Source organism: Priestia sp. LL-8 (assembly GCF_036227845.1).
Lineage (GTDB): Bacteria > Bacillota > Bacilli > Bacillales > Bacillaceae_H > Priestia > Priestia zanthoxyli.
Window position 1 is genome coordinate 1,636,396 of record NZ_JAZAQH010000001.1, and the last position, 25,330, is coordinate 1,661,725.

Consider the following 25,330-nt stretch of genomic DNA (forward strand, 5'->3'; position numbering starts at 1 on the left):
AAGTTTGTATCAATGGATAGTCGATCAAAGAAATCGAAAAAAATGGTTGAAACAGACTGTATTATCTTCAATAAAGGAGTAAGAGCAGATCCTTATTTCCTCCATATTTATCTTAAAACAGAAACAAAGATCGTACCTTAGCCCACAATTGATAACCATAGGTATCAATTATGGGCTAATTTACCTCTATGCCTTTTGAAGAAATGTTCAGGTTAATGGTTTTTTTATATAAATTATATTGATTTACAATTAGAAATAAAGGTTGAAATCAAGCTAATAATCCATTTGTTTAGTACGTTTTTTTACTATCCATTTCTTATAGATGTAGTGTAAGAGGAAGTCTCTGTACTGATTTATAATATAGTAACTAACAATATAGAATATACTTCCAAATAAGAAGCTATTAAGAATCATACCTGTTAAAAAATTCTTTCCTATTTTTGCTCCTAGTTCTAGTGAATTATCTAAATCTTCATCTGTATTCTGAAGTAAAGTTTGATCAAGATCGATTGGGAATATATATCCTCCAACTACTGTATTCAAGTAAAACATCAACGGAAAGGCCCACATAAAAAACATTCCACCAATGAGCCCTGCTATGCTGTTTCCTTTACATAATTTAGCTAAACCTACGGATAGTATAAGACCAAATCCAAAGGTAGGAACAAAGTTCACAACAGAACCTAGACTAAAACCTAGCGCAACTTTATGTGAATGATCTTTTAATCGTAATAGTTTAATAAGTAAGTATTTAAACCGGCGCTTCAAAAACATTAATTTGCTCACATTATTCCTCCAGTTTCTTTACGGTTACATTCCTTTTATATTCATAGTCATAGAAAGGTACTTTATTTCATGAAAGATTTAGCGATATATAAGCAAAAAGAAAAGCGGGGTTAAAGAACAAAAGATTTAACCATTATAAGTATATTTATACTTTATATGACAAAGTAAATAATCACCTCCTAATAAATCAAGTGATTTCTAGAATTGTCACAAAAAATTCACAAATAGGTTATTTCTTTTCTATTTCTCCCTGCTAAAATTTTATAGTCAAGAACAAGAAAAATATAACATCGGGGGATATACTTAGTGAAAAAGATAATTTCTTCATTAGCTTTATGCTCATCATTAATTGTTTTACCAACAATAAGCCATGCAGCTTTAGGAGACAAGCTATTAAAAGAAGGGATGACAGATCCAGACGTAAAAGAATTACAGGATGTTTTAAGACAGAAGGGCATATTTTCAGCTACTTCGACTGGCTATTTTGGTTCAATTACAAAAGATTCAGTTCTAAGCTTTCAGCGTTCTCATAGTTTAACCGCTGATGGAATTGTGGGATCTAATACATATCAAGCGTTAATAGCTAATTCAACAAGTGCGGTTACAAGCGGTACACTTCTGAAATATGGAATGACCAGTAATGAAGTTGAAAAAGTACAACAGTTGTTAAAGGAAAAAGGTTACTTTAACGCCACACCAACAGGGTATTTTGGCACAATTACTCAAACTGCCGTTATGAATTTTCAACGGGATCATGGCTTAGCTGTGGATGGAATAGTAGGTCCGGCTACTTTAAATGCCTTAAATAATGCATCTACTAGCACCACTGGTTCTTCAACTGTTAATAGTTCAACTCAAGCGACAGCTAGTGATATTGTTGCTTATTCTAAAAAATTCATAGGGGTGCCATATGTTTGGGGAGGAACCTCTCCTAACGGTTTTGATTGCAGTGGTTTCATTTATTACGTATTTAAAAATGGAGGTGGAGTAACTGTACCGCGAACAGTAGCTACCTTGTATCAGTCAGGAAAAAGTACATCTACTCCGAATATTGGAGATATCGTATTCTTCGATACTACTGGAGGTCCTTCACATGCTGGAATTTATATTGGAAACGGGCAGTTTATTCATGCTGGAAGTTCAACTGGTGTAACTATTGCATCGTTAAGCAATTCTTACTGGGCACCTCGTTATTTAGGAAGTAAGTCTATTTTCTAATAAACTAAAAAGTACTAGTTAGCAAGAACGAAAAGGCTTAGAACAAGAGGTAAGAATTAAAATTTTTTGAAGGTTACCTTTTTATTTTTATGAATATTGAGCTTTATGATACGATATGAAGTGAACTTTTTAAATGAGGGTCTATATGCAAAAAATTAAGGGTAAAAGGATAAAAATTAGTATATTTCTGCTGCTAGGATTAGGGATTATTTTTTTTCTGTTTGCCGGGAAAGAGCTTGTGGTAAACGAAAAGCCTGTAAAATCTGACGTGATTATTGTGTTAAGTGGTGATAATGATCGACTGGAGAAAGGAATTGAATTATATAAAAAAGGATATGCGGCTCATTTGATCCTTTCGAATGGTCAAGAGAATAATTTTTATCATCAAGCCAAAGACTCTGGAATACCAGAGGATTCAATTATATTAGAAAATCACGCTACAAGTACTACGGAAAATGCTAAATTTACAAAAAAGCTAATGATGAACTATCACTTTCAATCCGCTATCGTTGTTTCTTCAAACTATCATATGAAAAGGGTAGAAAAAAACTTTAATAAAGAATTTAAGGATACCCAAATACAATTAACCTATTGTTCTAGTGGAAGTCGCTATTATAATCCACAGAGATGGTGGGAAACTGCTTTAAATAGAAAAGTTACATACACAGAATACGTCAAGCTTATTGGCAATTATTTTGGTTTTAGCGGAAAGAAATCTAAAGAATTATTGAGAGAATTTATCTAACAAAATCGTATAAAAAGTCCATAGGGGATGCCTCTATGGACTTTTTACTATTTAAAATTACGAGTAGTTTAACGTAATCTTGTAAGCTCATATGAAACGGAATGATAATGGATTACTTGTTTAACATAAAGGAAAGCACGGTGCCCCATATAAAGATTACTAAATAGAATAATCTTTGCAGCAGACCGGTAGGCATATGAACAAAAAATACAAGCAAAATGAGTATAAGGATGACTAGTAAGGACACTAAGCACCCATAAGTCCAATACTTGCCGCTTGTTAAAGATGATGCATATATCCAAAGACCAGCTAAAACAGTAACCATACCAAGCTGAGCGAATATTGAATGCCAAAATAAATTTATATCAGCCGGTATAAAGCCTGAAACAATATTGCCTAACGCTAATATAAGGATAAACGCTGTTGCTAGTTGGGTTATTGTTGTTTTCTTTAGGTTCTGTGAAATATAAAAAACACCAATTGAAAGTGTTAATCCGTTTACAATAAACAATACGTTCATCCAAAAATGGTGAGGAGAGCAAATTTCATGAGGTGCAATTGAATAGGTGTAGTTTCCACAAGAAGTTACGCCAAGATCACTCATTGCGTGATGTAAAAAACTGTAGGGAGCAGTTGAAGTCAAAATAAAGAAAGGTTCAACTAAAAAATACAAGCAAGTAGCAAACCAGCTTAAAATGCCAACCTTTTTTGATATATACAGAATCATCACCTCTTAAAAAGTGTTATATACGAATTGTATATCCAAATAATGCTAAATAAAACGGTCTTGAAGTCTATTTTTAAGTAGGGCTTGAGGTTGATGTGAGGAAGGAGGACTAATTCTTTAAACTTGAAGGTGCTTAGGAAAAGACCTCTTTACTAATGTTTTGTAGCGGTAAAGGGGTCCAAAAGCTGCTTAATTAGAAATGAATAAGTGCTGATTGTGCACCCATACGTAAAGTCAATGTATTCCAAACGGGGTGAGATTCAAGACATTTTCTCTAGAATTTTATAATCTGATGTTTTTTTAATATCTACATCATATTCATGTGCAAACCTTTCTAATTCCTTAAAAACATTTGGTGGATTAAATAATGCTATTCGCATATTCCACCCGTTTTCTACTTTTACTACTGCTAATTTTGTTTTCCAACTTAACCGTTTAAATACAATTCTTTTAATGTCCATTGGTGTAACTGTTTTTGCATATACTTTAAACCATAATATATATGTTCTATAGGTTAAAGTATCTTTGTCTATTTGAAATTCATATCTGAGGAACAGGGAAAGAAACGAACAAAGGATAGCCAAAAGAAGTAAAAAGGCAAGTGCTTTATATTGAATTGCTTGAATGAATAATAAAGCATACAAAAGTAATAAAGCAAACATGATAGTTTTTTGAGCGGTAGCTTTAAATAACATAGAATCTCCTTTCTTTAGTAAATAAGCCAACTTGTTTTTTCTATGATATTATTTAAGTGTTAATTTAGATTAGATTTATATTGGGAGGTCTTTTACATGTATAATACCATTTCAGATTTTATCAAAGAATGGAACAGCGAAGCCATGCTAACTCAAAAAGTTTTGGATAGCTTAACAGATGATTCGTTGAAGCAACAGGTTTACCCTGAAGGACGTACGTTAGGAAGAATTGCTTGGCATTTTACAACAAATATTCCAGATTATCTAACTGAATTTGGACTGAGCATAGATAGAATAGAAAGTACAGCAAGCGTTCCATCTTCTGCACAGGAAATTGCTATAACTTTCAAAAATGTAAGTTCTCATGCTGCTAAAATTATTGAACAGCAATGGACAGACGAAGCTTTAAGTCATACACAAGAAGCGTTTGGAAGACAGCAATCAAATGCGGCAATCTTAATGGGACTAATCAAACATATTGTTCATCACCGAGGTCAGATCACAGTTCTTATGCGTCAAGCAGGACTAAAACCTGCTGGAGTTTATGGACCTCCAAAAGAAGATTGGGTTCATTTAGGTGTAGAAAATCCACCGCTTTAATAATATCAAATAAATAAAAGAGAGGCTGTCCATAGAAAATACTATAAAATTTTTTCCGGACAGCCTCTACGTAAAACCTAATTAATCAGTTTGTGCTTACTCTGAAAAAGCTTTTGAGTACTGCACAACGCCTTGCACATTTTTTAGTGATCCCTCTGTTAACTCTAAGGCCATAAAGAATTCTTCAGGTATGTCAAATGGAGCATAAATATTCCATAAGCTAGCTGGTTTAAATCCAAACTTTGGATAGTAATCTTTATGCCCTAAAACGATTACTGAATGATAACCAAGCTCTTTTGCGCGTTTTAACGCAGCGTGTATTAGTTGGCTCCCAACTCCTTGTTTTTGATACTGAGGCGCAACTGAAACTGGAGCAAGTGCTAAAGAAACGGTAGCGTTATCACCATTTATAATTGTTATTTTAGATAGAAGAATATGGCCTATAATATCTGCTGCATTCTGATTTAATGCGACTAGTGAAAGTTCAGGAATAAATTCATCTGACTTCCTAATTCGTTTCACAAGTAAATGTTCTTTCTTATCGCTGTATTCTTCATTTAAAAAGGCGCTTTTCACAACTTTTTCAGTTTTATTATGTTCTTCAGTGAGTTCTTGTTTAATTAAGATATCCATTTAGAGTCTCCTATCAACTTGCTAAATTACCGCTTTTTATACTCCATAAATGGGGCTTCCTTTATGCACATATTCATTAAGGAAGCTTACTCACCCAGCTCTAAGCATAAGTTTAACAAACAAAAACCTCCAAAATTAGTATGTATATATTTTACAGTGTTGTATTTTGTGAGTCCACCTTTAATACATAATATTTGTTTATTGATTATGGTAAAATGTACTACATATGTTAAATTAAAGTATGTAAAGAAGGTGTAATGTCTGGTGTTGAAATTATTATTTATAAGTCTAGTAAGCTGTTTAATCATTTATATTGGGAAACGTGTATGGAAAAAAGGTAGTACTAATTTTATTGCTGGATATGGAAAGATATTTACACCTAAGGATGAAAAGAAGCTCGCTAAAGGAATTGGGCTTATTATTATGCTGTTTGGCTTTGAAACTATAATAATTCCCATTCTTTCTTTATTTTTTGAAGGGCTTGGCTTTTATTATGGATTGCTGATTGTATTAAACTTCTTCATTATATTGGGACTTATGATAAAGGACCAGGTGCAGGGAGAAGCCTAAAGGGGGAGAACACGATTAAAAAAAATATCCGGCTTATGATCGGTTTAATCAGCACTATTATCCTGTGTTTCTATGGAGTAAGAGGTTTATTCGTATATAAAACAATACCGTTTTCTTCTTACCTCTTTGCGGTAGGTGGAGCTATTTCTACCATTGCTCTTATCTGGGAATTAAAAAGGAACAGAGAATTATATTATAGTTAAAGACAAAGATCATAAAAGTCAATTAATGAAAAAGGTAGTTCAAAAAAGGTGAGTGTTATCTAATATTGTCAAACAAGATTTTAAGTCTCTTAACGAATATAAATATTATCTTGATACATTCCGCTTTTCCACCAGGAGTATTTGTCTTACCCTTCAATCAACTGCTAGAAAGACCTAAACAAATGAAGTCTGCGTTTAGCTTAATAAAAAAACAAACTACTAATCGAAAATCTTGATCAATAGTTCGTTTTTTACTTCATCTAAAATACTTTTGTCTCAACCTCTTTTTTCACCAGAATCTCTACTTCCGACTTTCTTATTCCCGAAAAAGAACTTTCCTGACACTGTTTTTCTAACCCCGAAATAAGTTCAACTATATAAAAAAATTGTTGATATGTGTAAGTTTTTGATGATAAATCAGTTGAACTGAAGGATTGAAAATCCACCTTTTCTTTTGTATAATAAGTTCAACAGAAGTTCAACTAAAAAAAGAGGTGTATAGAGATGAAAATTTCACGTTTTAATAAAGACTGTGGGAACTCAGTCGATATGAATATCATAGATGGATATCTATTTGATTTCCAAACCAACGTAGTAGAACTCCAAAAAGAAGCTGCTGATTCATTCTTCACAGATGCTGTTACAGCACCAGAGGAATTTAAAAAGCGTATCTTATTATCTACAACCATTGGAGAGGAAGAAAAAGAACGTTATTTCTTAGTGGGTGACATTGCCGCCAGCCAACAATTAGCAAACAATCATATCAATCGTTTACATAACAAAATTACAAGTCATATTCCATACGTAACATTTTTAGCTGCCGTTGCATACTACCACGCGTTACATACAAAAGATCAAAAGGACAACAACATCCAGATTGACTATTTCTCTACAATGTTACCAATTTGGTTACTAAAAAAAGAAAGTACGTTTGGTGAAGCGCAAAAGGCTATGGCAAATCGCTTTGTAGGTGATCACACTTTTTATATCCATACCCCAGGATTTGAAAAAGAATTAAAAGTATCTGTGGAAGAAAGTGTTTGTTTAAAAGAAGGTGAAATCGCACGTTTTGCGTTAAAGAAAGACCTAACGCTTCAAGACCGTGAAGATGCTAATGAATATGTGGAATGTGAAACCGTAATGATCGATATCGGTGGAGGATCCATTGATGTTGTAATCTTACCTGAAGGGTTGAAGGCTGCGAACAGTCGTGAATCGTTCCAAAGTATCGAGGGTATTCCCTACTTAGCACATATCGATAAGTTACGAAAAGAGAAATTCCCAGAGTTGTTTACCGATTTACGCGCTTTTGATCAATTTATTTTAGATAACTACAGCAAACAAAAGTTTGAACTAAAAAATGAAAACACAGGTGAATCCATTGATTTAACAGCTCAAATCAAATCTTCTCTAAGAGATTATGTAGAGATCTTACTAGCTAAGTTAAATGATGTCGCCCCACCACCAGCAAATAAAATCCGAAAATATGTATATAGTGGCGGTGTCGCTCCTACACTAGAAGTAGCGATTATGAATAGCATGCGTGAAAAAATTGGCGAAGAACGCACAGAGAAATATCATAAAGTGCCTGAGGATAGCCGTCACTTAAATTTATTCGGCTTAGAAATCCGAAGCATGGGGTACCTTCAAAAGAAACAAGCCGAGAAGAAAGCCGTTAAATCCTAACAGCGTAGGTGATAACCATGTCAGAGCGTCAAAACGCCTTTACGATTAAAACTAACCAGTTGAGTGATGAAGTCTATGATATACTTGCAAAATATGCAAAGTCTCGAAAATTAGGGGACTATATTTCATCTCTAATTGTTCGTGACCTTCATAGTTCATCTTCCAATCAAGTAGAAGCAGGACACAGAACAGAAGAACTTCTTGAACATATCAATTCCGAACTACGGGAATTAAAGAAATTAGCTCAGTCCAACGGGTTTGTGAGTAAACAAGAGGAGACAGAAGAGAAGCCTTCAGAAAGCCACCAAACCTTCAAAGAAGGTAAGGTTGCAGATCTAGAGCAATTATCCGGGTCATTAGATGATGATGATTTAGAGGAATATAACGATTTTTAATTTAAAAAGCTACTAGTATGTGGGACGAGACTGTCCCACATACCAGTAGCTTTTTTGTTTTCAATATGTCTATTCGTTTTTGATACATTATCACATGTACAAAAAACGTGTTAAACCTAAAAAAAATCGGAGGAAACAGTTTATTTATGGATAATAATAATTAGCATGAGTACTTTTATTTATTCTAAATTTGCTTTGTCTCAAGAACATTAATAATTAAGTTTAGGTATTCTAAATACCATATCGAAGCTCAATCACACCATGAAGTGTTAGATAAAAGGTACGCTTATCATCTCCCAAGATGACAGGGATATTGCGGAGTTTAGGTTGGGTTCAAAAGAATAAACATGACTATAAATTTATTAGATTAATAGCTTGCTAACTCTGAAGGTATTCAGAATTAGCGGGCTATTGTTTTTACATTGAAACGCTTGTATGTGAATTTAATTTATATAGCTTTTTAAGCAACATATAATTGATTGGCTCTAATTATTTAGTCACGATAAGCGCTCGAATAATTTCATTCCAGTAGTATTTGAAATCTTTTTTACTCGTATCTTTTTGTGTTAAACTCATCGATTCCTTTGTATTTTCTTTTTTTATATTCATTATGATTTCCCCCTATCACTTTGTATTTAGTATGTTGTGGTTTGATTTACCATATTTTATAATGAAATTAACGATCGTTACAGATGAACATTCCGATTGAATCAATCGGAATATCCGATTACATAGAGGTGAGGGAAATGGAAATAAAACAACTTATTACATTTAAAACAGCTGCAGAAAATTTAAATTTTACATATACGGCTAAAATTTTGAATTTTGCTCAATCAAGCGTTACCGCACAAATAAAAGCTCTTGAAAATGAACTTGAAACGCCTTTATTTGAACGTCTTGGGAAACGCTTGGTTTTAACAGAGGCAGGTAGAGAATTTAAAAGATACGCAGATAAAATGATTCAATTGACTAAGGAAGCAAAAAACGCTGTAAGTGGAGTGGAGGAGCCTTCGGGTACGCTTATTATTGGATCTTCTGAAAGCCAGTGTACCTATAGATTACCTCCCATATTAAAAGAGTTTAAGGATCAATTTCCTAAGGTTAAAATGATTTTTAAACCTATTTACTCTCAAGAACAAACAAGAGCGCAGCTACTAGACGGCACTCTTGATATCGCCTTTACAATGGAGCCTATTCAGCATCATGATGCAAATCTACATACACAATGTCTTGTTGCAGAAGACTTAAAAATTATTGCTTCGCCTCAGCATCCTTTAGCTGATAAAACGGATATCTACTTAGAAGAGCTTGAAAATGAGACTCTCTTGTATACCGAATCAGGTTGTTCATATCGCGTAGTGTTGGAAAACTTGTTTCGTGAGGCGGGGATTTGTACATCCACTAAATTTGAATTTGCAAGCGTGGAAGCTATTAAGCAATGTGTGATGTTGGATTTAGGTATTGCGATATTGCCTGAAATAGTGGTAAAAGGAGAGCTTGAGAAAGGAATATTAAAAGAATTGACTTGTACTAAAGTGGATAAGACCCTTTATACACAAATGTTTTGGCATAAAGATAAATTTATGTCTCTTCCTTTACAATCGTTTATTCAATTGGCTTGCAGTACTTTTGGTTTAAATTATATAGGTACCGAAAGTGAAAAACTCTAGGTACATTATGCTGACTAAAGAATTCCACAGTATACATAAAATAATTTGATATCTTTCCCAATAAGATAAGAGGTGAAGGAAATCTTCATTCCTTCACTAATATATAGATGAACATTAATAAACTAGATTTTAATTGGTGAAATCTGAGTTAGGAGTTGATCTAATTTGAAAATGCAAATAAATCAAATTGAACTAAATGGTTTAACATTTCAATATCGAGAGGCGGGCGAAGCTTCAGCACCTGTCATTGTTGCACTTCACGCTTTAGGAATGAGTGCAGAATCGTGGGACGAAGTAGCGGCTGCATTAGGAAAGGAATATCGGTTTTTAGCTTTAGATCAAAGAGGACACGGTGGAAGTGAGAGAGCCGGAACCTATACGTTTGAACTTATGTGTGATGACTTGCTTCAGTTTGTAAATGCGCTGAAATTAGAGCGCTTTACGTTAATGGGTCATTCTATGGGTGGCACCGTCTCCTACCTTTTTTCCGAGACATTTCCATCAAGGGTAAAACGGTTAATTGTTGAAGATACACCTCCACCTTTTACAGGAGAGAAGTTCGAAATTCCTTCTAAACCTCCTGGCTCTCTACCATTTGACTGGGAGGTTGTACCTTCAATTCTTCAACAGTTGAACAACCCGAATCCTAAATGGTGGGGAAGTCTTACAGAGATAATTGCACCTACTCTCATCATAGGAGGAGGATCTAGCCATATCCCTCAAGATAAGTTGCAGGAAGTTTCTAAACGTATTCCAGATTGCAAGTTAGTGACGATAGAAGGAGCTGGACATGAGGTGCATACAGAGAATTTATCAGCGTTCTTAACTGCTGTGAAAAATTTCCTTGATTCGTGACTTTCTGGATTTCTTATTTAATTTGAAAGTTTGGTTAAGTAAATAACATGGTAAAAGTTATTAAACTTTTATAGAAAGGGAGACTATACGTTAGTCTCCCTTTTAATCCATGAATATGTTAATATATAGATTATATGTAATAAAATTCATAATAAAATATCTTTTATGAAAGATAAATAAATGTCTTTTAATAGTAATAGGGAATGCTATAACTCATTAAATGAGCATGTTTGAAAGGAGGAGAATTTCTTGTTGAAATTTATAGAAAAAGGTTTTTTCTATGGCCTTATTTTAGGAGGATCATTAGGTTTCTTTGTGATTCCATATAAAGAAGTTGAATCAGTCGGTGATGGTGTAACAGAAACAACCTATTTAACCCTTATTGATTTCATTATTCATCTCATTCGTTTTAGTGTAGTTATAGCTATACTTGGAGCGGTAGTAGGTTTCTTTCTTTATAGAAAAAAGAGTTTGGAGTGATTCACCCAAGCATTTTCCTACTGGTGATTAAATACATTATGGAAGCTGCTAATTAAATGGTGACATATAAACATTTATCTAGTTCGTGGAGGACCAAATTGAAAAAACGTTTTAGTCAATATTCACTGTGGTTATCGTTGCTTGGGATGGTTGTTGGTGTTGGCCAGTATTTTACACCCATACATAGCCCCGACATTTTGTATGTATTACTGTTTATTTGATAGGATTCTCATGTGGAATAATAGCTTTTGGAAAACAAGAAGAGGGGTTGATGAAATATTTTAGTTTAATCTCTTTTGCAGTAATCCCAATATTTATTATGGCGAGCTTTGTATTTTTTGCAATGAATTTTGGTGAAAAATAAAAGATGGTAGTTATAATAAATATTTTCATGTTAAAATTTGTATGTGGGATGTAAAGACACAATTCGGTTGGTAGTCCGGATGCATTGATATGTATTAATGTCAGTAACCTTCCCCTCCTCGGGATGTCCATCATTTCATAGTATGTTTAGAGGAGGGAATCGTTATGTCACTAACGATTTACCATGATGGTCAGTTTTGGGTAGGAATTATTGAAGTTGTAGAAGGCGGTAAGTTAAAAGCATTTCGTTATGTATTTGGAACAGAACCAAAAGATACAGAAATATTAGACTTTATTTATGACAGATTGCTAGAGGTGATCAATCAATCGGTTCATGCAGGTCTTGATGTAAAAAGAAAATCTACTAAAAAGGTAAATCCAAAACGCTTACAGCGCCAAGTAGCAAAAGAGATAAATAAGGTTGGTATTTCGACTAAAGCTCAAGAAGCCATGAAGCAAGAGTACGAAGAAAAGAAAAAAAGTAGAAAAAAGAAAGCTAAGCAATACCATGAAGAACTAAAGGAACAAAAGTATTTGATGAAGAAACTAAAGGCGAAAGCTAGGCACAGAGGCAAATAGAGAGGCGGGGACAAAATTATTTTAGACGAAGTGAGAAACGAACCATTGATCAAGATGTTTGATTCGTGGTTCGTTTTTTTTGTTAGGGTAAACGTAGTTTTCATGTGTGTAGGTCTTTCTAGCAGGTGATTGGAGGGCAAGACGAAGACTCCTGCGGGGAAAGCGGAACAGGTGAGACCCCACAGGGAGCGTATGCGACGAGGAGGCTCAGCGGCCGCCAGCGGAAAGCGAAGTCTTGCACGGAAATCAACTGCGGTGTCACAAGCAGTTCAGCTCATGTATACTAGTTGTTCATCTTTAGATTGGATTCATTTCGTTATGTCTCAACCTCTTATTCTTTTACGATAGGAACTTTCTTAAAGAATTGTTGTCGAATAGCTGCCGATTTAACTGCTTTATTAATCTTTTCTTTATTATTTATAAATTGCTGTGCTTTTTCTTTATCAAATAACTCATTGCTATCTGGTAAAGTTTGAATGTTTTTAGAAATGAATTGTTTCATTTCTTCTCTAGATACTGAGAATTTCTGATCATCTATTTTAAAACTGTATCCTTCAGCATTAGGTATTAGTATCGTTAAATAAATAGCATTATAAAGAAAGTTTTTCTCTAGCGTATTCTTACCGTCAAACCAATATTTTAACGTTTCATCTTCAGATAAAGAGCCCTCTTTAGTACCATAAATTATTTTTGGTGTTTTATTATGTAAATCGATTTCTTTAAACGTTTCTCCTCCAGGCAATGCTCTTACGATAGCTAAAACGTTAGAATTATCTCCGACATAAGTTCCGCTATGCTCTTTAAGCTTTTGTACATCAACAGTGTTAATACTTGTGACTTCTTCTTTTGAAGAACAGCCGGCTATGCCTACAAGGAGTAATAAGATTAAACAAAAAAGCACCTTAAAATATTTCATAAAAACCTCCATTTTATTACTATAATACCCTTATGTGGATTTTTCACGAATTATCAGTGTATCGTAAATATGATGTTTTGAAAAGATGTAGGTACTTTTGTACAGAATAACCTTTGCTGTAGGGGATGTTTTGTCTACTGTCAGTAGAAGGAAGGAACTTTGAAACATGAAAAGACCCCAAAGCTTTCTTGAAAAAGCGCTTTGAAGTCTTCATTTCTCGTGTTTTGCTTTTAAGAGCTAATCCTTACAATTGATTTGATAATTAGTTCCCAGTCTTCACTATGGACTTCATGTCCTGTACCCTCAAGAGCTATTAATTTAGCATGAGCAATAGCTTTTGCAAGAGCAAGTCCATGTTCGTATGGGAGTGCCGGATCTTCTGTTCCATGAATGATCAGTGTAGGTATACTAATTTCACTCGACCTGTCATAATATTGGCCTCCTCCTTGAAGCAAAGCATGGTTAAATCTACTCGGCAGCTGTTTGGCCCGGGCAGCTTCTCTTTTTGCTAGCTTATACATCCTTTCCTCTTCATAAGGTTTTGTTCCACTTAACGTTTTCCATCCACCTGCAAGATAGGGAACGGTTTCCTCATGTTTTGACCAGTCTATGGAAGTGCTTTTTGTATGATAATCAAGTATGCGCTGATCCATTGGAGGCAATTTTTCCGCCTCCGTTCCAAAAACGCTTGATGCAATTAAAGTAAGAGAGTCTATGCGTTCGGGATATCTAAGAGCAAGAATCTGTCCTATCATCCCGCCCAAAGACATTCCAACAATATGAGCTTTTTCGATAGAGTAAGCATCTAAAACGCCAATTGCATCGTCAGCCATATCCGTTATTGTATAGTTAGAAGTTCCGGGTGGATAAGTGGTAGAGCGGCCTAAATCACGATGGTCGTAACGAATAACAAATCTCTCCCTATCAGCAAGACGAAGACAGAAGTCTTCATCCCACCAATCTAACGAGGACATTGCTCCCATTATTAAAAGTACAGCAGGATTTTCGGGGTTTCCAAAGCTTTCTGTGCAAATCTCTACGTTATCTATTTTTAGTATTTGTTCATTCATTTGTGTACCTCCTCTTAAGTGTTAGAGAAATGAAAAGCAGCTCTTTATTCAGTTCTCTAAAATGAGGTTATTTCCTTTTTGAATTTTATTTAGGGAATCGATTATTTTGCCTATCTCTTTACCAAAGAGTGAAATATAACCAAAACTAAGGGAAGAGGACGAGCATAAACTGTTAGAGACCGAGAGTTTACTATCTGTAATAAGTTCTATATTGACTAGAATAGAGCAGGAAAGTTGAATGCACGTATGGAAGACTAATCATGTGAGGTGAAAACGAGAATGAATGATTACTATGGAGAGCTTTGCACAAGGTTATACGAAGTTGATAAATCCGTTGCAAAGAGAAAAGAGCTGGAGTTTTATCTTTCCTTTGTAAAAGACCAAAATATGAAAGTATTAGAACCGATGTGCGGGAGCGGTAGAATGCTTATTCCATTTATGCAAAACGGAATTGATATTGAAGGGTTCGATATTTCTAAAGAAATGCTTGAAGCATGTGTAGAAAAGGCTGAAAGAATAAGCATTAAACCAAATGTATGGTACCAAGATATCGAGAATTTTCAAAATAGTAAAAAGTATGATCTTATTATAATACCTTTTGGCTCTTTTTCGCTGTTAGCTGATGATATTGTCACTAAGAGTCTTCAAAATATGAAAGCAGTTTTAAAAGACGGCGGAAAAATACTTTTAACGATTATAAAGAAAAAAAGTAAAATTGAAGAACTAGTAGATTGGACTGAAACAAATAGAGTATCTTTTAATAAAGAAATCATCGTCGTTTACAAAAAAAGCTTCTACGATAGAAGAACGAGCTCTTTGAATACTAAGATAAAATATGAACTACTTCAAGGAAATCAGACACAAAAGGTGGAGATCATGGATTTTCCTCTTCGACTTTATAGTTCAGAAGAATTTGAAAGTATCCTTTACTCTAATGGATTTAACAACCTTACTGTTCATGAAGTAAAAGATGGGTACGGAGAAGGCGTCTCATTTTCTGTTTATGAGTGCGGAATATAGACAATGTAATACCATTTAAACTTTGATTACCTTTTTCATTCATTACAACTTGATAGATTAATATACATATACAGGATTGCTGAATTCGTGTGCTACTGGTAAGCATATGAATTCATCGTTCCCATGAGGAGATGCTTTATGAAGCGGTTAATAAATAAAGTTGCGATTGTTACTGGTGCTAGTCGAGCGCAGGGTATTGGTACTGAAATATGTCGGGAGTTAGCTAGAGAAGGGGCAGATATCTTTTTTACCCATTGGTCAAAGTATGATCATTCGATGACTTATTTTAATGAAGATGATGCTAATTGGTCGAAGCATCTTATGGAGGAGATTCGCAGTCTGGGAGTACGATGTGAATCGATGGCATTGGATTTATCACAGCCCGATGCACCAATAAAGCTGCTTGATACAGTTCAAACCAAACTGGGTTCTCCATCAATCCTTGTAAATAATGCAACACATTCTGTGGACGTGGATTTTCGTTCTATAGATGCTGATGTTCTCGACGCTCATTATGACGTGAATGTTAGAGGGACATGTCTTTTAACTGTTGAGTTTGCACGTCTAATCGAAGGCAAACATGGCGGTCGAATTATTAATATGGTATCAGGTCAAGATAAGTCACCTGAGCCTGGAAATTTGGCTTATGTTGCCACCAAAGGTGCCGTTTCTACATTTACTAAATCAGTTGCTATTGAATTAGCACCTCTTAAAATTACTGTTAATGCTGTAGATCCTGGACCAACTAACACTGGCTGGATGAGCAGTGAGTTAAAGGAAGATTTACTGCCGAAGTTCCCAATGGGTCGACTCGGTGAGCCTCGAGATGCCGCCAAATTAATTATCTTTTTAGCAAGTGAAGAAGCGGAATGGATTACCGGACAAATTATCCACTCAGACGGTGGCTTTTGGTGATTTAACATAGTAGCGGTCTTTCAATCTTTTAGCGGATTTTTATATGGAACAAGTAGCTGAAAGGATCTTCAAATGAAGATTCTTTTTTTATAATGTAAAGTAACATTAATGGGCTATGAAGGGAAAAGTACGGGCTTTTCTAAATCAATAGTAAAATAAGGTATCTCATTATGGTGAATGCTTTATCACTTTCACTTATTGACGACAAATCGGGTATATTCAGGGGGAATATGTATATGTCAGGCTTTGAGGAAGAAGAAGTACTAACAGGAGGGAATGTCTCTAACGTTTATCGTTCGGGAAATACTGTACGACGAGAATTAAAATCAGGTAGTCATAAAATTCATAGACTATTAAAGCATTTAGAAAACAAAGGGTTTAGTTATGCACCAAAATTTTTAGGTATTGACGAAAAAGGGAGAGAGGTCTTGTCATTTATTGAAGGTGAAGCTGGTAATTATCCTTTAAAGCAATATATGTGGTCCGATGATGTTTTGATAGAAATAGGGAAAATGCTTCGTCTTTATCATGATTCAGCGAGTGATTTTTCATTTGATGATAGCTGGAAATCAATAGATAACACGCCTAAACCATTTGAGGTACTATGTCATAATGATTTTGCTATATACAACATTATTTTTAATGATGAGAGACCAATAGGAATTATTGATTTTGATGTTGCTGCACCTGGGCCAAGGCTTTGGGACATAGCTTATACTCTTTACACGTGCGTCCCTTTAAGTAGATTTTATCTTTCTGAAACAGGTGAGAAAATTTATTATAATTCATCACAGCATGCCCAACATATAAAACAAAGAGTGAAATTATTTTTTGATTCTTATGGTGAAGAAGCAGAAGAAGATTACTTGGAAATGGTATTACTGCGGGTGGAAGGATTATGTAAAACCATTATAAGAAAAGCTAGAGAAGGTGACATTGCGTTTCAAAAAATGATAGACGAAGGGCATCTTGAACATTATCAAAATGATATTAAATTTATTCGTGAACATAGGAAAGAATGGATTTAATTTTAATAGAGGAGCACTGGTCATGCGAATTATTAATATTAGAGAACAGGTAGAGTACAAAGACAAAGCTATTGAATATATTCAGCGTAAGTGGGCGAGTAAAGAGAATTTAAGGCTTTATGAAGACTGTATTATACATAGCTTAAACACAAATAGTTGTCTTCCAGTCTGGTACTTGTTAGAAGATAAAGGAGGAATTATCGGCTGCGCAGGGCTTATCACCAACGATTTTATAAGTCGAATGGATTTATGGCCCTGGGTGTGTTCTCTTTACATTGAAGAAAGTTATCGAGGTAAATCCTTAGGTGAGCAACTTCTTTTAAAGCTGAAAGAAGATACGAAAAATGCCGGATTTGATAATCTTTATTTATGCACCGACCACGTTGGATACTATGAAAAGTATGAATTTTCATATATAGGCGATGGTTATCATCCGTGGGGGAGTAGTTCGAGAATCTATAGGGCTAATTTAATAGGTTAACTATCAATTTTTTCATAAAATGTTTTTAGCTGTTTTAATCAGTGAATAGCGGGTATAAGTTGATTATACAAGCGTAGACCCCCCAGGAACATGCATGTATATTTCTTTTTCTTACTTACCCTGTTGAATCCTCTTTTTATGGAGGATTCTTTTTTATGTCTAAAAGAGAACCTCTCAGGCTATATACATCAAACACCTTAAACATCCCTTATGTATTTTATACTCACTGAATCTAGGTCACGTTATAAGATGAAAGAGATTCATTCTGTTTTTATAAATTGCGGTAACTAAAAAAATCGCTGTTGGAGGAGGCTCCTGTGTTTCAAAGGAGATTTTGCAAACGATATAGAAAAGTTAAAAATATAAAGGCAGATAAAAGGAAAGAGATGAAAAAATGAAAGTACTTGAAACAGAAAGAATGCTTTTAAGGTTGATGACAGAAGAGGACTCAGATAATCTATTGCAAATTTTCTCTGATTCAGAGGCTATGCGATATTATCCTTCAACAAAGGATCTAGAAGAAACACGTAGTTGGATTAGGTGGACAAGCAAAAATTATAAAGAGCATGGTATTGGTCTATGGATTGCGGAGCTAAGAGAAACTAATGAGTTCGTAGGTCAATGTGGATTGATTCCCCAGGAAATTGAAGGCGAATTAGAAATCGAGATTGGGTATCTGTTTGTACGTAAACATTGGGGGAAAGGTTTAGCGACAGAGGCAGCGGCTGCCTGTAAAGATTATGGATTTAATCAACTAGGTTACAATCGATTAATTTCTACAATAGATAAAAATAATGAAGCATCAAAAAGAGTGGCCACAAGGGTTGGGCTACATTTTGAGAAAGAGATCTTTAAGTGGAATAAACCTATTGAGGTTTATTCTGTAAATAACAAAGAATAAAACAGATCCTCCTTGATGGAACAGGGTTGCTACGGCAACTCTTTTTCTTATTATATGAAAGGCTAGCTTTTTTAAATGTGCTATGGAAAGAGGTCTCATGTTGACTGTGGATAAATGTAAGAAACCTTGCAGAAATACTAAAGACAGGTATGAGATTTATTCTAGAGAAGAAAATATTTTCTGGAGTCTTTGTTCGCTATACCACTTTTTGCATTCTTTTTTTGATTCACTGGCTCAAAAGAACTTTTGGTATGGATCTATCTTTTATATTTATACAAATGTAGAATTACTTCTACTTGGATTGTACTATTTCTTGAGAATTTATAAAAATAGAAGTGTGAGTTAGGCTGAACAAAGCTCTTTAAATATCAATGTCCACAATTCTTGTTGCGTCAAATTTTTATAACAGATTGCTTTGCAGAAAATCAATTATTTTTCATCATTTAATAAATAGTATTAAATCTCATGGACGCCTTGTATATTTTTATATTATTTACCGCAATTTAAAAGAAAAAGGTGAGGCTGATATAATGGCTAAAATAATTCCATCCTTATGCATTTTGCTGGGGGCTTATGTTCTTATTGTATTCATCGACATTTTCCAGGGAAACTATATGTTTCAATCGTTTTATAACCTAAAACAATATTTTGTAATTGCTCGTGGGGAAGATTATTTTTTGGTTATTTTATTTGCTTTAATATTCCTTACTGTTAGCATTTTTCCTGTTTTAAAAAAACAATAGCCTCCCTTGTCATGAAAGGGCAGGCTTTATTTTTTGTTTTATATATGCTGTAATCAGCAATAAGATGGGAATTGCTATATGAAAAGGGAGGTGCAATAAATAAGGAACAATTTTGAGTCCTTCATTTATATGAGCTTGGTAACTAGGAGCAATCATCAGTGAGGAGAAAAAAATAACACCGCCAATTAAATAAATGTTTGTAACAGAAGATTTCATTCGAAACAAATCAGCAGCGCCAATCACTGCACAAAAGAAATAGATGGTTATTTTAACAAAACCTAAAATGACCATGAGAATAAGAATAAAGGTATCCAGCCTTTGAATAAAACTAGCTATGTTAATGTAACTCACAGCTGTAAGAGCTGGGAAAGAGGATCTTAAAACAGTCTCTGGTCCGAGTACACACAAAAGAATAATCGAATTAATGGTTAAGACAATTCCTCCCGTTATAATGGCGGATAACCCAATTGCTGCAGCCTGACTTTTTTTATTCAAATAAGGAAGAATCATAGTAAAGGTAATCAATTCCCCGAAAGGCACAGTAATACCAAGAGGGAGTAACTCTTTCCCTATGTTTTCCCATCCATTTGCTAATACGGGTTGAAGGTTTTCCACCTTGATATAGCCTCCTACTACATACAAAACATTTAATATAAAAAGAGTCAGTAAAATAACAACAAAACATAAGCATGTAACTCGTGCGAATGCTTCTATTCCTAAGTGAATACTATAAATTAACACAAAGGTCATACATATACCCAGCGTAATAATCGATGTAACATAGTAAGAAGAACTAATTAGTAATTCTTCAAAATCACGTAGTACTCTAGAAGCAATATAAACAAAATATATAATATAGCAAAAGCTAATAGCACCGCCTACGTATTTACCCCAGATTTTAATGAGATAGCCAGTCAAAGGCATATTAGGGTATCTCTTATATAAGGAGATATAGACTAAATACAGTACACACCCAAAAAAAGTAGCCAAAAGGGGGACTATCCATGCATCTTGCCTAGCAGCCTTTCCTATATCTAAAAGTAACGTACTGCCTAATATAAAGATAAACATCATACAAAATAATTGAAACCCATCGATTTTTATTTTAGTCAACGCTTTTTCAGCTCCTCATCTAATTTACCTCATAAGGATTTGTACGCATTCCGGTATTTACAATACTGACGTTCACATTCATCGATACCTTCGCACTTGAAAATAGATTCTCCCAATTATGTTTATGCTGACGCCAATAACTAGGGTTGGTTCGAGATAAGCTATCACCAAAGCCAAATATATCTGCCTTTTCTTTTTGTGCGATGGTAATAGTCTTTGTAATTTCCTTTTGCAGTTCATTTTGGACTTCTTTTTCCAACTCTTTTAATACCTTAGGGTTGCTTAAATCTTTCTGGCATGATGTTTCCGTAATTTCTCCCATCACATTCAAATCTGTATGAATAAAAGGTTGTCCATGGCGGATTTTTGTCTTTATTTGACTTTTTATTCCGGTCGTCGTAACTGTGATATTCGCATTTATATTACAAGGGAAAACAAGGGCCGTGCTCTTCACTTTAGACGTAGCAAGTTGAACAGATCGAGCCTCATCCCCATCCAGCCATCGAACTAATTTCCCTTTTCTAAACATAGCTAATCCTTTTACCTGCATAGCGCTTGGGCTGGTATTCTCTAAATTGCCTGCTTCTTCTGACTTCTGAGAGGGTTTGTTAATGGTGATTCCAGGAAGAGATAGGTCTTTTCCCTCACTCAAAAGCATAGAAATAACTTCATATGCTTGTACATTACTAACTATTCCGTACATTTTTTGATTGTTCTGGGTTGTACTTAGGATACTTTTGACTGGAGTAACCTCGAAAGGTTCAATCACACCAAGCAATTTCTCAGCAGTTCCATCACGTGCAATAAAAACTGGAATACTTGTACGAGCTTGCTTGCCTCGATCCAAGGCATCAAATAATGAGCTAAGGTCATTTCTTGCTAACTTTTCACCTACAACGATAAGCGAAAGATGAGAAGTAATATGTTCTCTTGGGATGACGACAGAGGCTTTTTTTAATGCTTCCACTAACGTTTTGGCCGTTACTGTATAGTTAATGACAGGAAGACCTTGTCCTCCCGACGAACTGCCTTGTGACAAACCACTTGGGTTAATGACCTGATAGGTTACTTTATAAGGTTGTTCCAAATTTTCATTCTTATCAATTCCCAATCCTATAATAACTCCTATTTGGTTTAATTCTCGGTAATTCGAACATCCTGAAACGCATAAACAAATGGCAGCGATCCATAAAAGCGAAAGATAAGTTTTCATTTTCTATCCTCATTCATCTTTATACGACGTCTATTTATTTTGATGTTTTTTCAACAGAGATGGTAAAGAGAATCGAACTAAAGTATCCTTTTGCTTTTTAAAATCAAAGGGAGCAAAAGGTGAAAAGTAGGGGATACCGAAAGATCTTAGACTACTTATATGAAGCCATATACATAAGGTCATAAGCAAAATTCCATATAAGCCAATAAATGCTGAAATTAGAATCAAGATAAACCGAAAACCACGGGCCGCATTGACAATGCTAGTAGATGGCAGTGTAAAATTGCTGATGGCAGAAATAGCAACAATGATCACAACAGCCGCCGATACAAAACCTGCTTCTACAGCTGCTTGTCCTAAAATCAGCGCTCCTACGATTGAGACTGCTGGTCCGATTGCTCTAGGCATTCGGATTCCTGCTTCTCGCAGCATCTCAAAAGCTAACTCCATCACTACCATTTCTACAATTGCTGGAAAAGGAACTCTTTCTCTTTGCGCCATTAAGCTGACCATTAATGTGTTTGGAATAAGTCCCTGATGATGCGTAATCAATGCTAAATAGATAGCAGACGCATACATAGACAGAAAAAAAGAACCAAATCTTAGTATCCTTAAAAAGGAAGCAATATAATAATTTTGATAATAATCTTCGGGAGACTGAAAAAATTGAGAAAAAATAGCAGGTGCGATTAATACAAAAGGTGTTCCTTGTACAATAATAGCAATTCGACCTTCTAATAAATTTCCTACAACGGCATCAGGTCGTTCCGTATTTAATAGAAGTGGAAAAATAGTCGTCCTATCATCCCGGATAAATTCCTCAATATAGTTCGACTCGAGGACCCCATCTACCTTAATCTCTTTTAAACGTTCTTTGACTTCCTCTACAATACGTTCATCTGCATTCCCTTGAATATACATGATCCCTATATCTGTTTGGGTTACGCTTCCAATTTTCATGCTGTCTAAGCGTAAATTAGAATCCTGAATTCTAGCTCTTATCAAGGAGGTATTAGTCCTTAAATTCTCTGTAAAACTATCTTTAGGTCCTCTAACAACAGTTTGGCTGGTTGGTTCTGTTACTGCGCGGGACTGAAGTTTTTTTGTATTGCCAATGAAAATTCTAGAACTTCCATTCAGTAGTATGACTGTATCACCAGTTAAAACGGCTGACATAAATTCATGCCAATTCTCTTTTATAGTCAATTGAGATACAGTTAACATCTGGGGTATTTGTGCTTCTATCTCTTTGGCGGTTACTACTTGATTACTTTCCTTAAGCCACTGAATAAGAGGAGTCATGATATTCTCATTTATAATGCTTTCATCTGCTAATCCGTCAAGGTGAATAACGGCTGCTTTTAACGTGTTTTGATACGGAGACTCAACCATTCGAACCGATACATCGGAGCTATTTCCTAATTCGTTCAATAGTCTCTCTATATTTTTATTTACATCATCATATAAGGGAGTTGCTGAACAATCTGTTGTCTTTTCTTTATTAGAGCTTTTCAGAATATATCTTTGTCGCACGTTTTACCACCTTTTATATGAGTGAATATTTGTTATACAACGAGTAACGTTATCATTCCTATAAAATGTAAAAAATATGCACGTGAGGAAAATACATAAAATAAAATGATAGTAAATGTATCTAATTTTGTTTTCTTTTTTGTCGCATTAGTTGAATGTCAAAATAAAGCTGAGGATTCTTTAGAGTTTTTAGAAGAAGATCAAAGCGGGTTAGCTAGTATTACCTTATATCCAGTGACAGGTCAGAAGATATTGTTTTAAGAATTAAGTAATTGGAGAGAAAAGCACATCGTATTTCTCTGTATATCTGATGTTTTTATTGCCGATATCGTACATTATGATAACTAAAAATGAAGGGAATATTCAAATTGGCTGATTCCAAAATTCCCAATGCAAAAGAATAAAAAGCCCGCTCTTAAATTTAATTGCTTAGAGATTGGGCTTTTGTATAGGAATATTTTCAACATTATAAGTGAATTTCTACTTGCAATGCTTTTCTTTTTTATGCCTTAACGGTCTGTTTTTTTACAGGAATGTAGATGTCGATCTCTTTGTTTTCTGAACCATAGCATCTCTTATCATACAGTTCAAACTCCATTGATCCGTAGTGCTCATAACCTGATTCTGGAAACCACTCTGTGAAAACATAATTCCATGTGGACTGAATGGAAGAAGTAAAGGATTCTTCATTTGATTTTGGCGTAGTAAATACCGCATATTCTAGCTCAGGGAAGCTTCTATAAACTGTTCCTTCAGGCGCTGGAGTGTCTTTCTCTACCTCCATGCCAATTACATAAACAAACTCACCCGTTTCAGGATTAAAATCAGTGCAAATACCAAGCTCCGTGTTTTCGTTTATGGGATTGGGAATTTTAGATCCCAATCTATTTTGCATGTACTGTTGCCAAAATTCAGGAATGTCTTTATTATTCTGGCCACCCTCGTTCTTCGTTTTTAGCTCATATCCAATGACATAAAAAGCAGGTTTAGTGACTAGTTTTGGTTCCATTTTATTTCCTCCTGACAAAAGTGTGGTAGTTAGGTAGGCTTTTCCCCGTAGCGGTCCAGATATTCTTCTTGCGTTACGGTATTGTTTCGGTGAAACATCATAAAATTTTTTGAACGCTCTGTTAAAGGACTCTTGATAGTGGAAACCAACATCAAGGGCGATATCAATCACTTTTTCATCTGTGAAAAATAAGCGTTCTGCTGCGCGTGTAAGTCTTCGTTTTCTCACATAATCCATCACTGATTCTCCAACCATGGCTTGGAAGACACGGTGATAATGAAAAGGAGAAAAACAAGCAATTTCTGCTAACTTTTCTAAAGTAATTTGTGTCTCCAAATTCTCCTCAATGTAATCTAGCGTTCTCTGTATACAAGTTACATAATTCATTTACATTCACCTACCTTACGTTCACTATAACAGCAAACAAATCTTTGTTCTTAACATTTTTTGCTATATTCAATTAGGTGAGGGGACTTTTCCAATATACGCCTCTAGATGTATAGTCCTAAGAGGATTTTAATGTTAAAATTTTCTATGTAAATTAATGGAACAAATACATTGTTAAAGGGAGCGTTTGAATTGAAAAAACTTTGTTTTAGCTTAATAATTATTTTTTTATTAGGCGCTTGTTCTTATCAGGAAAGTACAAAAGAAGCTAGTGGAAAAATTGTATTACCAACTTCCATATTTAGTTCATCGAAAAATAATGCTGTAATTGATGAAAAGGAAATGAAAGAAAGTATAAAGACATACTTAGATACTAGCGAAGATTTATCCAATATCAGTGACCAATTTGAAGAAATTATGGATTCTGATCAACAGCTAACTAAAGCTGAAGCGAAAAAACTCGAACAACTAAACGATCTGGTCAGAGAAAATGATCGTAACTTTTCCACCTATATCTCGCACAATACTCTACCAGAAGGATATAAAAAAGAGTCAGAGAGAATTAGCCGCTTTATTACGGATTCCAATCAAATTTTGGATGAACTGGATCAAGCAATCGATGACATGGTTGAGCGTATGAGCGAAGGAGATTTTTCTGAAACAGAAATTGAGTCAATTATGAATAAAAATGAAGGTGTAAATGGAAGGGAACAGAAAAAAATAGAGAATTTTCTAGATGACAAAAATATTGATACAAAAGCTTTTGGACGAAAGAGTTAAAACAATTTAATAGGTT

The 25,330-nt window shown here is 34.7% G+C and carries 26 protein-coding genes and 1 pseudogene; 17 read left to right on the plus strand and 10 right to left on the minus strand.

What is annotated here, in order from left to right:
• Positions 1-273: 273 nt before the first annotated feature.
• On the minus strand, positions 274-786 hold the full coding sequence (locus U9R83_RS08225; protein WP_328575190.1) for a DUF2062 domain-containing protein: 513 nt from the start codon (positions 784-786) through the stop codon (positions 274-276).
• A gap of 306 nt (positions 787-1,092) precedes the next feature.
• On the opposite strand from U9R83_RS08225, the gene U9R83_RS08230 reads away from it, so the two are divergent.
• A complete protein-coding gene (locus U9R83_RS08230) occupies positions 1,093-2,004 on the plus strand; it encodes a C40 family peptidase (RefSeq protein WP_014460736.1) in 912 nt (303 codons plus the stop codon).
• A gap of 145 nt (positions 2,005-2,149) precedes the next feature.
• Positions 2,150-2,749 (plus strand): YdcF family protein, encoded by a 600-nt coding sequence (locus tag U9R83_RS08235; protein WP_243549058.1) that lies wholly within the window; start codon positions 2,150-2,152, stop codon positions 2,747-2,749.
• A gap of 112 nt (positions 2,750-2,861) precedes the next feature.
• On the opposite strand, the gene U9R83_RS08240 is transcribed toward U9R83_RS08235, so the two are convergent.
• Together U9R83_RS08240 and U9R83_RS08245 are read right to left on the minus strand one after the other, a co-directional pair.
• Positions 2,862-3,476 carry a DUF998 domain-containing protein gene (locus U9R83_RS08240; RefSeq protein WP_243549060.1) on the minus strand — a complete coding sequence of 205 codons (615 nt, stop codon included), beginning with the start codon at positions 3,474-3,476 and terminating at the stop codon, positions 2,862-2,864.
• 260 nt (positions 3,477-3,736) lie between these two features.
• The gene (locus U9R83_RS08245) at positions 3,737-4,171 is read right to left on the minus strand and encodes a hypothetical protein (protein WP_014460733.1); all 435 of its coding nucleotides are present in this window, start codon (positions 4,169-4,171) and stop codon (positions 3,737-3,739) included.
• A gap of 96 nt (positions 4,172-4,267) precedes the next feature.
• Here U9R83_RS08245 and U9R83_RS08250 point away from each other — a divergent pair, with 96 nt between their 5' ends.
• Positions 4,268-4,771: a DinB family protein gene (locus U9R83_RS08250; RefSeq protein ID WP_014460732.1), complete on the plus strand. Its 504-nt coding sequence runs from the start codon at positions 4,268-4,270 to the stop codon at positions 4,769-4,771.
• 96 nt (positions 4,772-4,867) lie between these two features.
• Here the strand turns inward: U9R83_RS08250 and U9R83_RS08255 are convergent, their stop codons facing one another.
• Positions 4,868-5,404: a GNAT family N-acetyltransferase gene (locus tag U9R83_RS08255; protein WP_014460731.1), complete on the minus strand. Its 537-nt coding sequence runs from the start codon at positions 5,402-5,404 to the stop codon at positions 4,868-4,870.
• Between the two features lie 264 nt (positions 5,405-5,668).
• Here U9R83_RS08255 and U9R83_RS08260 point away from each other — a divergent pair, with 264 nt between their 5' ends.
• The 8 genes and pseudogenes from U9R83_RS08260 (at position 5,669) to U9R83_RS08295 (ending at position 12,553) form a co-directional block, all read left to right on the plus strand.
• Entirely contained in the window at positions 5,669-5,974 is a 306-nt protein-coding gene (locus tag U9R83_RS08260) for a hypothetical protein (protein WP_014460730.1), read from the plus strand.
• Positions 5,975-6,681: 707 nt separating this feature from the next.
• Positions 6,682-7,863 (plus strand): Alp7A family actin-like protein, encoded by a 1,182-nt coding sequence (locus U9R83_RS08265; RefSeq protein WP_014460729.1) that lies wholly within the window; start codon positions 6,682-6,684, stop codon positions 7,861-7,863.
• 17 nt (positions 7,864-7,880) lie between these two features.
• On the plus strand, positions 7,881-8,258 hold the full coding sequence (locus U9R83_RS08270; RefSeq protein WP_014460728.1) for a hypothetical protein: 378 nt from the start codon (positions 7,881-7,883) through the stop codon (positions 8,256-8,258).
• Between the two features lie 746 nt (positions 8,259-9,004).
• Entirely contained in the window at positions 9,005-9,928 is a 924-nt protein-coding gene (locus U9R83_RS08275) for a LysR family transcriptional regulator (RefSeq protein ID WP_221779614.1), read from the plus strand.
• 165 nt (positions 9,929-10,093) lie between these two features.
• Positions 10,094-10,783 (plus strand): alpha/beta fold hydrolase, encoded by a 690-nt coding sequence (locus U9R83_RS08280; protein WP_014460725.1) that lies wholly within the window; start codon positions 10,094-10,096, stop codon positions 10,781-10,783.
• A gap of 249 nt (positions 10,784-11,032) precedes the next feature.
• Complete coding sequence (locus U9R83_RS08285; RefSeq protein WP_115653510.1) at positions 11,033-11,263, plus strand: hypothetical protein; 231 nt, start codon at positions 11,033-11,035, stop codon at positions 11,261-11,263.
• Positions 11,264-11,791: 528 nt separating this feature from the next.
• Complete coding sequence (locus U9R83_RS08290; RefSeq protein WP_014460723.1) at positions 11,792-12,205, plus strand: YjdF family protein; 414 nt, start codon at positions 11,792-11,794, stop codon at positions 12,203-12,205.
• Between the two features lie 125 nt (positions 12,206-12,330).
• Positions 12,331-12,553: pseudogene (locus U9R83_RS08295) on the plus strand (hypothetical protein).
• On the opposite strand, the gene U9R83_RS08300 reads toward U9R83_RS08295, so the two are convergent.
• On the minus strand, positions 12,537-13,121 hold the full coding sequence (locus U9R83_RS08300) for a DUF4825 domain-containing protein (protein WP_014460721.1): 585 nt from the start codon (positions 13,119-13,121) through the stop codon (positions 12,537-12,539). The pseudogene U9R83_RS08295 and the gene U9R83_RS08300 sit on opposite strands and share 17 nt — an antisense overlap.
• Positions 13,122-13,351: 230 nt before the next feature.
• Entirely contained in the window at positions 13,352-14,191 is an 840-nt protein-coding gene (locus U9R83_RS08305) for an alpha/beta fold hydrolase (protein WP_209368769.1), read from the minus strand.
• A gap of 279 nt (positions 14,192-14,470) precedes the next feature.
• On the opposite strand from U9R83_RS08305, the gene U9R83_RS08310 reads away from it, so the two are divergent.
• From U9R83_RS08310 to U9R83_RS08330, 5 genes are all read left to right on the plus strand, one after another.
• The gene (locus U9R83_RS08310) at positions 14,471-15,211 is read left to right on the plus strand and encodes a class I SAM-dependent methyltransferase (RefSeq protein WP_243549064.1); all 741 of its coding nucleotides are present in this window, start codon (positions 14,471-14,473) and stop codon (positions 15,209-15,211) included.
• Positions 15,212-15,349: 138 nt separating this feature from the next.
• On the plus strand, positions 15,350-16,126 hold the full coding sequence (locus tag U9R83_RS08315; RefSeq protein WP_014460718.1) for an SDR family oxidoreductase: 777 nt from the start codon (positions 15,350-15,352) through the stop codon (positions 16,124-16,126).
• A gap of 236 nt (positions 16,127-16,362) precedes the next feature.
• Entirely contained in the window at positions 16,363-17,154 is a 792-nt protein-coding gene (locus U9R83_RS08320; RefSeq protein WP_243549066.1) for a phosphotransferase enzyme family protein, read from the plus strand.
• A 22-nt stretch (positions 17,155-17,176) separates the two neighbouring features.
• Positions 17,177-17,635, plus strand: coding sequence for a GNAT family N-acetyltransferase (locus tag U9R83_RS08325; protein WP_328575191.1), 459 nt, complete (start codon positions 17,177-17,179; stop codon positions 17,633-17,635).
• A gap of 394 nt (positions 17,636-18,029) precedes the next feature.
• Positions 18,030-18,536: a GNAT family N-acetyltransferase gene (locus tag U9R83_RS08330; RefSeq protein ID WP_014460715.1), complete on the plus strand. Its 507-nt coding sequence runs from the start codon at positions 18,030-18,032 to the stop codon at positions 18,534-18,536.
• Positions 18,537-19,288: 752 nt separating this feature from the next.
• Here U9R83_RS08330 and U9R83_RS08335 read toward each other — a convergent pair.
• The 4 genes from U9R83_RS08335 to U9R83_RS08350 all read right to left on the minus strand — a co-directional run bounded on the left by U9R83_RS08335 (position 19,289) and on the right by U9R83_RS08350 (position 24,534).
• Complete coding sequence (locus tag U9R83_RS08335) at positions 19,289-20,392, minus strand: GerAB/ArcD/ProY family transporter (RefSeq protein ID WP_028413868.1); 1,104 nt, start codon at positions 20,390-20,392, stop codon at positions 19,289-19,291.
• Positions 20,393-20,411: 19 nt separating this feature from the next.
• Positions 20,412-21,605, minus strand: coding sequence for a Ger(x)C family spore germination protein (locus tag U9R83_RS08340; protein ID WP_328575192.1), 1,194 nt, complete (start codon positions 21,603-21,605; stop codon positions 20,412-20,414).
• A 30-nt stretch (positions 21,606-21,635) separates the two neighbouring features.
• Complete coding sequence (locus U9R83_RS08345; RefSeq protein WP_014460711.1) at positions 21,636-23,138, minus strand: spore germination protein; 1,503 nt, start codon at positions 23,136-23,138, stop codon at positions 21,636-21,638.
• A 502-nt stretch (positions 23,139-23,640) separates the two neighbouring features.
• Complete coding sequence (locus U9R83_RS08350; protein ID WP_014460708.1) at positions 23,641-24,534, minus strand: AraC family transcriptional regulator; 894 nt, start codon at positions 24,532-24,534, stop codon at positions 23,641-23,643.
• Positions 24,535-24,726: 192 nt separating this feature from the next.
• On the opposite strand from U9R83_RS08350, the gene U9R83_RS08355 reads away from it, so the two are divergent.
• Complete coding sequence (locus U9R83_RS08355) at positions 24,727-25,314, plus strand: NDxxF motif lipoprotein (RefSeq protein ID WP_049794001.1); 588 nt, start codon at positions 24,727-24,729, stop codon at positions 25,312-25,314.
• Positions 25,315-25,330 lie beyond the last annotated feature (16 nt).